This window comes from Cyanobium sp. NIVA-CYA 375, assembly GCF_056108345.1.
On sequence record NZ_JBSYHW010000421.1, the window covers coordinates 1 to 537 of the forward strand.

Genomic DNA, 537 nt, shown 5'->3' on the forward strand with positions numbered 1-537 from the left:
ATCAAGTTCACCACCGCCGGGCGCGTGGCCCTGTGCGTGTCCCAGCCTGCCCTGGGCGAGGGCGGACCGCGGCTGCGCGTGGAGGTGCAGGACACCGGCATCGGCATCGCGCCCGACGACATCGAGCGCCTGTTCGCGCCCTTCGAGCAGGCCGACAACAGCACCACGCGGCGTTTCGGCGGCACCGGCCTGGGCCTGGCCATCAGCCGCCAGCTGGTCCAGATGATGGGCGGCGAGCTCGACGTGAGCAGCCGCCCGGACCAGGGCAGCGTGTTCTGGTTCGAGCTGCCGCTGCAACGGGCGCCGACCGGGCCCGACGAGGCCGACGAACCTTCCCCCGAGGCGCTGCGCGAGGCCCTGCGCGAGCGGATGCAGCGCCGCGGCGTGGCCGAGCCCTTGCTGGTGGCCGAGGACGACCCGGTGAGCCGCGAGATCTCGACCCTGCTGCTGCGCCAGGCCGGATTCGAGGTGGACGTGGCCTGCGACGGCCAGGAGGCCGTCGAGCGCGCATCGGGCCGCCGCTACGCCATGGTGCTC

At 73.7% G+C, this 537-nt stretch carries 1 protein-coding gene; it reads left to right on the plus strand.

Going from position 1 to position 537, the window contains the following annotated elements:
* Positions 1–537 (plus strand): ATP-binding response regulator (locus AC01FP_RS18930; protein WP_474482496.1); only part of this gene is annotated, 537 nt, incomplete at both ends.